Source organism: Shewanella surugensis, assembly GCF_023284005.1.
GTDB classification, from domain to species: domain Bacteria; phylum Pseudomonadota; class Gammaproteobacteria; order Enterobacterales; family Shewanellaceae; genus Shewanella; species Shewanella surugensis.
This window is the reverse complement of sequence record NZ_JAKIKS010000181.1, coordinates 1-7,390: the sequence shown is the minus strand read 5'-3', so window position 1 is coordinate 7,390 and position 7,390 is coordinate 1. Positions and strand designations below refer to the sequence as shown.

Below are 7,390 nucleotides of genomic sequence, written 5' to 3'. Positions count from 1 at the left end.
TTGCGGTGCGCCAAGTCAGCGAAATAAGCTAAAAAAGGCGAGTTGGGACGATGATTACAGGGCAAAAGTTTTCTTTGGTTAATTATCCGACAAAGTATGCTCCCGCCCTGCTATTCCTCCACCAGCTCTGGGCTGGCTTGCTTGGACACCATCACCATGGTTTCTATCTCGCCATCTAGGCCCGCCTCTGTGGTACTGAGAGGTTGCCACTCACTACTACTAATATCCCATTTACCGATATTATAAATAGGCGAGTCAACATTTTCTGTAATAGTAAAAGAGCCTGCTGCATAAAGAATATTGTTATTTTCAACATAAATAAGCGGTTTAACAAAGCCTGACTCAACAGGTGGAGAATTGGCTATGGCAGACCAACTATCCCCCGCTGTATTAAACTGTGCTAACCCTTCAGCTGCGATTTCAGTACTCAGATCAGACTCATCAGCCACAGACGTAAAGTTTCCTCCAATGAACATATTATATTCATCCATCGCCAAATAACCGACCACATTGGCATTATCACTGCTGTCAGAATCACCATCACAAGGCGGCGAACCCACTCGACAAGCCACACCCACCTCCACCCATGTTGCTAACGTACTGTCCCAAGTGATAATCCCTGGATAAAAAAAGCCTCCCACAAAAAGCGTATCGGTATAAGCATTAAAAAATAAGCCATTAACGGTATCATCGACACCCGTCCCGAGTACCGACCATGCTTGGTCATCAATACTCCACATCGCAATACGATTGGCTTGTCGCTCATGAATATACCCCGTAAATTTACCGCCAAAATATAGATTATGATTATTTTCATCCAACGCTAAAGACGTCACTTGCGCATTTATCGGACTATTACTTAAACTGCCAATATTGACCCAAACCGCATGTTGCCACTGATAAAGATAACCAAAGGCACTATCTTCTGTCGAACTCTCCGCCACAGCCTCTTTTGTCTCAGCGGCATTGTTGATACTTGCCTCATTGACCAGTGCATTACTACCTCCAGCAACGAATAAAGCCTCATTATTCGGATCCCATACCAGACTTCTTACTTCATAAGGCAGCTCACTTTTTAACGAACGCCACGCCTCCCCATTCCATTGGGCGATATAGTTAACCAAGGTATTATCAACCTCAGTCATACAACCCGCGGCAAATAAATTGCCCGTCGTGTCATTAAGCACAAGGCTGTATATCAAGCCTAAATCATTACCGGTACCATTACAGCTCTCAGAGCTGTCTGTACCAAAATCACCTAATTGTTGCCACTCACTGCCATCCCAATTAGCAAGGTTAATATCGGTGCCTTGATTTAAATAAGTAAAACTGCCCCCAACATAAAGGACATTCTGAGCCGTTAGCTGATAATTCACACGATTACCGTCTCCATCCGATAATACTAACTCTGCTAATGAGTATTCACCCACATCCACACCTGCATCACTTTTTATATATAAAAAACAATTCCCATCACTGGCTAAGATGACAGAAGCATTATGACCGATAAAACAAGAATCAGGGAATTGGTCACCACTGGTAAACGAAAAAGAGAGTTCATATTGACTATGATTAGCTTCGCTTTCGAGGTTAAAATATAAAATGTGCGCGTTTTCACTGCTATTATTCTGTATTAGAATGCTTTTAACGGTTAAAGAGTTTTGCTCAGTATCAGGAGTCGAAGTTGTAAATGAGCCAAATTCCCCCGAAGTCGAATCACTACAACCCACCATATTAAAGAGCATGCACAAAAATAGGACTTGATATATATTTGCCAACCTTAGCATAAGCTTCCACCTTCAATCTGAGAAAAGTGTCAATTTGCTTTTCTACACAGAGAAAACTCCTGATCACGCTACAAACACTCACATGTAAAAAAAGAACACATTATTGATAAAAAAACCAACCAGATATAAGCATAGATGAAAGCCTCAAAATTAACCAAAACAGTCAATAAAAAGAAAACCATCAATACTTATGCATAACGGCAACTCATTCAAAAATTCAGTATCTTATATCTCAACCAAACATATTGACTTCGGCATCGACAATATTAATACCGGCCATTTCAAGAGACACTTCATGATCGGTCAATATCACCCCGCATGTTTGTACTTTAGCCTCGGTATCCTCAACCTTAGTAGCCACCTTACTCATTTCTAGCACATTATCCGTCACTCTTGCACTCACTTGCTCTAAATGGGTATTGGTTGAGTCAATGCGGGTATTAGTGACATTAATTGTTTGTCCTATGGTCTCTAGTTGTTGATCTTTAAGCGCTAATTCTTGCAAAACCACCGTCACCTTTGAAGCTAAGGCCGATTTTTGTTCTGCTATTAACTTTTTTTCTTTCGCTTTGATCGTATAATCCTCAAGATTAATAGAGTATTTTTTCACCAACAACTCAGCTTTATAACCCAAAATCACTTCCGTTTTAGCCCCTAAAGTAATGGCTGAATTTAACCCTAAGTTCACCTTAGTATAAGCGCCGACATATTGAGATGAGGATTGGCCAAAGACAATGGAATTTTTCGCTCCCTTAACCATGGTAAAACTATTATCAGTAACAACTTTTGTACCAAACATTATCAAACCCTATTCATCATACTCATTGCGACTAATGGGCTCTTACTATTATTTATCCTAAATAATGAGCCATGTTAAAAACAGTGATATCAAATCAGTAAAGACTAAATGATTTAATGTGATAAATATTTACCATTTAATTATTACATTGAGATGACAACACAATATAAAAGGCATTAATATTTACTATATATAGAAATAACATAGTGAATAAACAAATAAAAACAAGCAATGTAGTAACAATAGAGACAACAAATATAGCAGTGACACTGGTACAGCATCATACTGTTCACTCCCTACTCATTAAAAGTAAAAAGTAAAAAGTAAAAAGTAATCAATGTAAACTTACCATCGACACTCATAAGTTAACTTAACGACATGCAAAAAAAGTATTGTTTTGGCACATATTAAAATAAAATAATCAATTGTAACTCCCGAGTTAAATAAAAACCGTAAAGATATGTCAACTTCCGATATCAATATGTAACCAAATACACTGTTCTTATTTTTTCATTAGATTAATCACCAGTAAAAACAGAAAAACATTAAAGTTAGTTAATCATAAAAAAACCAACAATAATAAACACACTAAATATAAATAATTTAAACATCAAACTATAAAAACTCAATGATCAATTATTAAATAATTAGATTAAATATATACACATCCATTATAAAATAAAAACAAAAAGAGATGAGATTATGAAAACAACATCAATTAACTTATTTATTTTTATTATTCTTTACAATGTCACACACATAACATTTGCCTTAGAACTTGAGGTTGGCCCTGCTATACCCGATGGCAATGGCGGCGTTCAAGTGACTTTATACATAAAAGGCGATGATGCAGGTGAACTACAAGCTGCGTGTATTGGCATTAATAAGACCACGCTTATCTCTACTAATATTCAATGGAATAATGATTATAACAATATCGATTGGAGTGATGAAAATAACGACCCACTCATTACTGACGTCAAAGAAACACATGAAACCACATTATGGGAACAAACAAGCTATTTACCTGAAAATATAAGTAGTTTCTGTTCATATATGGGAATTTATGAAGGTTTTATCGTTGTTTACGAAAATAATGACAATCAAAGCAATGTAGTGCGAATGGCCTCTTTAGTCCAATGGCGTGAGGAGTCAACAAACGCTAACTTTGATGGCATGCTAACCCTACATTTTCCTGCTGGTAGTAAAGTTTTAGGTGGCCACACTTTTAAACTATCAGCCGAAGAATTAGATCGAAATATTAAGTTTCGTGGCTTCATGGTAAGAAGTGACAATCGAAAATCAGTTGAGTCTAAAATGAACAGTGGAACGGGTGAATTAGCAGGTATAGATAATACTGCCATTGTACCAGCAAGTTGGTTATATCCAGGAATAGAATATTTACCTGCTGTTTATTCAGTCTATAATGAAACTATCAATAATAAAGTGACCACCCGAGTGGCTTGTTTAGCCGAAAATAATAATGGTCAATATACTTGCTTAAATGCGGAATATATCGATGAAGAAAATACCTTTCCAACGTCAATAAAAAAAACCGATGAAAATATCAATAATCTTAAAATGTTAGAATGCGGAAATAGTGAAGACTTTACCGCTCGAGAAGGTTATGTGTCACTCGCAGTACAAACGGGTGATACGGGTTATAGCGAGAATAATAACACTTGGTGTGACAAATTGAATAACCTCACCCGTCACTGGGTTAATGTCACCAGTGAATTAGGTGAAGCTTTGTATGTTAGTAACAATCCCTATACTGGGGCATTAGAGTGTTTATCCAATAATAACGGGGTTTGTTTAAATGAAAAAAACGCCTCTGATGCAATCGATATTCAGTTTGATTTTGAAAACAATATAAATAAGGCAATCACTTCCTCTGCGGCTATTAATGAATCAAGCCTTTGTCGATATGCAACAGGTGACATCAATATTTGTCCTAATAAATTGCAAGTCATTTTTAATTAATCATGTAATACCTAGACATAAAAATCAAAAAACAACAGCATTAAAATAATAACAGGTGATTTATGAACTCCAATAATAAGATGATAATACTGCCTTTATTAACCAGTTTAATACTGCCTTCTTTTTATTCTCAAGCCGGTATTTTCAACAAAATAAAAAAAGCAGCGGAGTCCGTCGTCGATCCCAATACCTACAAACCCCTTATCGATCCCGACACCTATTATCCTATCGTTGACCCAGGTACTTATAATCCTATTGTTGATCCAGATACCTATAAACCCGTTACACAATATTTAACCGTCAATGTCGCTACTAATATCCCTTATATAAAAGAAACAGATAAATTTGTAAACTCCGTCGCCAACACGGTTATTAATGAGGGTCCAAATTATGCTAGTTCCATTATTAATGGCGGTATAACCGAAGTAACTCAAGCCATTAATAGCAGTCAAGTCATTCAAAACCTTGATTCGGGTCTTAACTCATTTGTTAACGAAGTCAATCAACTCAATATCCCACAAACATTAGGTGTATTAACCTTAGATGCCGCTAAGTCTTGGGGACAAATGACATTATCACTCATTACTAGTTATACCGATTGCTTAACCAATGCCGCATCAAAATCTGCCCCATTAGAGGCGACAACTGATGGTCTACAATGCATGACACAAGCTGTCACCATGATCATGAGAATGATCGATGCCATCAAAAGTATCAAGAAGATCATTCGCTATGCAAGGCAAATTGCCAATGGGGAGCACACTGATGACTTAACCGCTTTTTTAGGGTTACTAGATACACGTTCAGCCTTAAACTCTGTCTCTATGCTACGAAAACTCGGCCGAAAATTCACCTCAAATGGTAGTGTATCTAACCATGCGGCTAAACAAGATTATTTTGGTCGATTTAGCAACATAAATGAACTACGAAATACGCTTGCGGCCGCTGAAAACCCCAATATCAGTTACCAAACATCATTAAACTTAGCCTGTGAAAATGTGCCCTTACCTGGACTGTGCGAACAAAGCCCGTCCAACTCACTATTCAGTCGATTTGATTTTAATAATAACAACTCGTCTCTTTCACAAACGGAAAAACAATCTCAATTTGATGCCTTAATGCAACATGCATACGGCCAAGCTTATGCGACAGGCTTAAAAGGGGATAATATTCTAACCACATTGAATCAAGCGCTATTTGATGACAATGCATTCGGAGATAGTATTGATAGAAGAGTGCCTTATATCGTCAGTAATAACATTCTCGAGGAAGGACCAGCAGCCCTTTTGTATACCCAAGATGACGCCATTATTTTACTCAATGAAAAGTTCTTTACCATGCCATTCATGGAGGAAGCCGATAAACAGCAACTTATGGCCGTTTATTTAGAAGAGCTAGGGCATTATCTTAATTTTATGCGCTGTAAACAAACCAACAACCCGATTTCCTATTGTCAAACCATGACAGATGAGGGGGCCGATTTTAGCGATGGCCTACTAGTAGCATCCGATAATTACCTCACTGACATAACCCAATTAACAAAAAACAGCGCCAATGAACCCAAACAATTTCAACTCGCCAATAATGGCGGCACCTTACATTATGAAACCTGGCCAAGTATGACAGATATACAAACTTGGCTAGCGAAGGAAAACCTGAAATTTCGCTGGCGCTTTCGCCTTGCAGTCGGCTTTAAAAGTCCCTTAGTGGGCACGGGTGGCGCTAGAGCTAGCGTAGCATTGGAAATTCGTTACACCCCTTCTAAATGGGAATCTGATACTGCAAAATATTACGACCAATGCCAGTCCCCCCGATGTGTCAGCCCTGTCAGCTATCTACAGATACGCTTAGCAGATGGAGTCTCTTATAGTACTCCGGAAAAAGATGAGCAAGAAAACGTTAAAAGATTTGGAGGCGCGGTAGGCTTAGCAAGAGGACACTCCATTACATTCCCTTTAGTGAGTACAAAGATAATCAATGATCCCAATCACATCGAAACCAACAACGTTGCATACTTTGACTCCAGCGTAATGAAAAGCAAAGCCAACTACTCATTTAGTTTAAGCCTATATGGCTCAGCTTATGTGCAATTATTTGTAGAAAGGAATCCACTGCCTAAAAATTTAGAGGTCTTCAATAAATTGTACGTTACAGGTTATGCAGGCCTTACGGCTACGTGGTCCTCGATTTATTCCACCACTGATATCGCGGCAGGATTTGCCCTTGGCAGTCTAGGCGCGAGTATTGGCTGCGCGGCAGGCTACATGGCGGCCTTTTATGGACAACCTATTGAAGGGTGTATAATGGGCAGTCAAATAGGTGAGGCCATGGGCGTAATGCCTTATGCATCACTCTCTAAGGCTGCAAAAGCTTCCACCAGTGCAGGATTGATTTTAAGTAATAAAATAAAACTGGGGGGACTATTTTCTAATGCTGTAGAAAGCTCACTCTCAGACTTTGGTTATGATAGCCAAGGCAGTATCGGCATTGAAATACGTAATGAGCTCGTTTATGACCGAGGTTATTCACAATAATCAACTCAACCTCATTCATTAACAGCGTTAAAACCATTTAGTCATCTCAAAAGGCTCTCTGAGATTTTATATCAAGATCTCAGAAAGTCTTTTTAACGTTTTACAGTGAGCGTCCGGCGAACTACGCCTTGCTTAGATTAACATGCCAAGGTAAGAGACTATTGAGATCACAGTTGGGGGGGAGATAGCTGTTCCAAGCAATGTTCGATGTAATCGAACGGCGTTAAGCCATTCGCTCTCGCCGTTTCTATGATGCTGTACAACATAGCACTCACCTCTGCACCACG

The 7,390-nt window shown here is 38.5% G+C and carries 4 protein-coding genes and 1 pseudogene; 2 read left to right on the top strand and 3 right to left on the bottom strand.

Annotated features, from left to right (window positions below):
* Positions 1-110 precede the first annotated feature (110 nt).
* Both L2764_RS24850 and L2764_RS24845 read right to left on the bottom strand, forming a co-directional pair.
* Positions 111-1,787 carry a hypothetical protein gene (locus tag L2764_RS24850; RefSeq protein WP_248943053.1) on the bottom strand — a complete coding sequence of 559 codons (1,677 nt, stop codon included), beginning with the start codon at positions 1,785-1,787 and terminating at the stop codon, positions 111-113.
* Positions 1,788-2,019: 232 nt separating this feature from the next.
* Positions 2,020-2,586 (bottom strand): hypothetical protein, encoded by a 567-nt coding sequence (locus tag L2764_RS24845; protein ID WP_248943052.1) that lies wholly within the window; start codon positions 2,584-2,586, stop codon positions 2,020-2,022.
* A 702-nt stretch (positions 2,587-3,288) separates the two neighbouring features.
* Between L2764_RS24845 and L2764_RS24840 the strand changes: the two genes are divergently transcribed.
* Both L2764_RS24840 and L2764_RS24835 read left to right on the top strand, forming a co-directional pair.
* Complete coding sequence (locus L2764_RS24840) at positions 3,289-4,569, top strand: hypothetical protein (RefSeq protein WP_248943051.1); 1,281 nt, start codon at positions 3,289-3,291, stop codon at positions 4,567-4,569.
* Positions 4,570-4,631: 62 nt separating this feature from the next.
* Positions 4,632-7,103, top strand: a complete 2,472-nt coding sequence (locus tag L2764_RS24835; RefSeq protein ID WP_248943050.1) for a hypothetical protein — start codon at positions 4,632-4,634, stop codon at positions 7,101-7,103.
* A gap of 121 nt (positions 7,104-7,224) precedes the next feature.
* Here L2764_RS24835 and L2764_RS24830 read toward each other — a convergent pair.
* Positions 7,225-7,390: pseudogene (locus L2764_RS24830) on the bottom strand (transposase domain-containing protein); the annotation flags it as partial.

Bases quoted from the DNA above. Each gene is read 5' to 3' on its own strand.
- L2764_RS24850 (WP_248943053.1), bottom strand. From the start codon at position 1,787: ATGCTAAGGTTGGCAAATATATATCAAGTCCTATTTTTGTGCATGCTC.
- L2764_RS24845 (WP_248943052.1), bottom strand. From the start codon at position 2,586: ATGTTTGGTACAAAAGTTGTTACTGATAATAGTTTTACCATGGTTAAG.
- L2764_RS24840 (WP_248943051.1), top strand. From the start codon at position 3,289: ATGAAAACAACATCAATTAACTTATTTATTTTTATTATTCTTTACAAT.
- L2764_RS24835 (WP_248943050.1), top strand. From the start codon at position 4,632: ATGAACTCCAATAATAAGATGATAATACTGCCTTTATTAACCAGTTTA.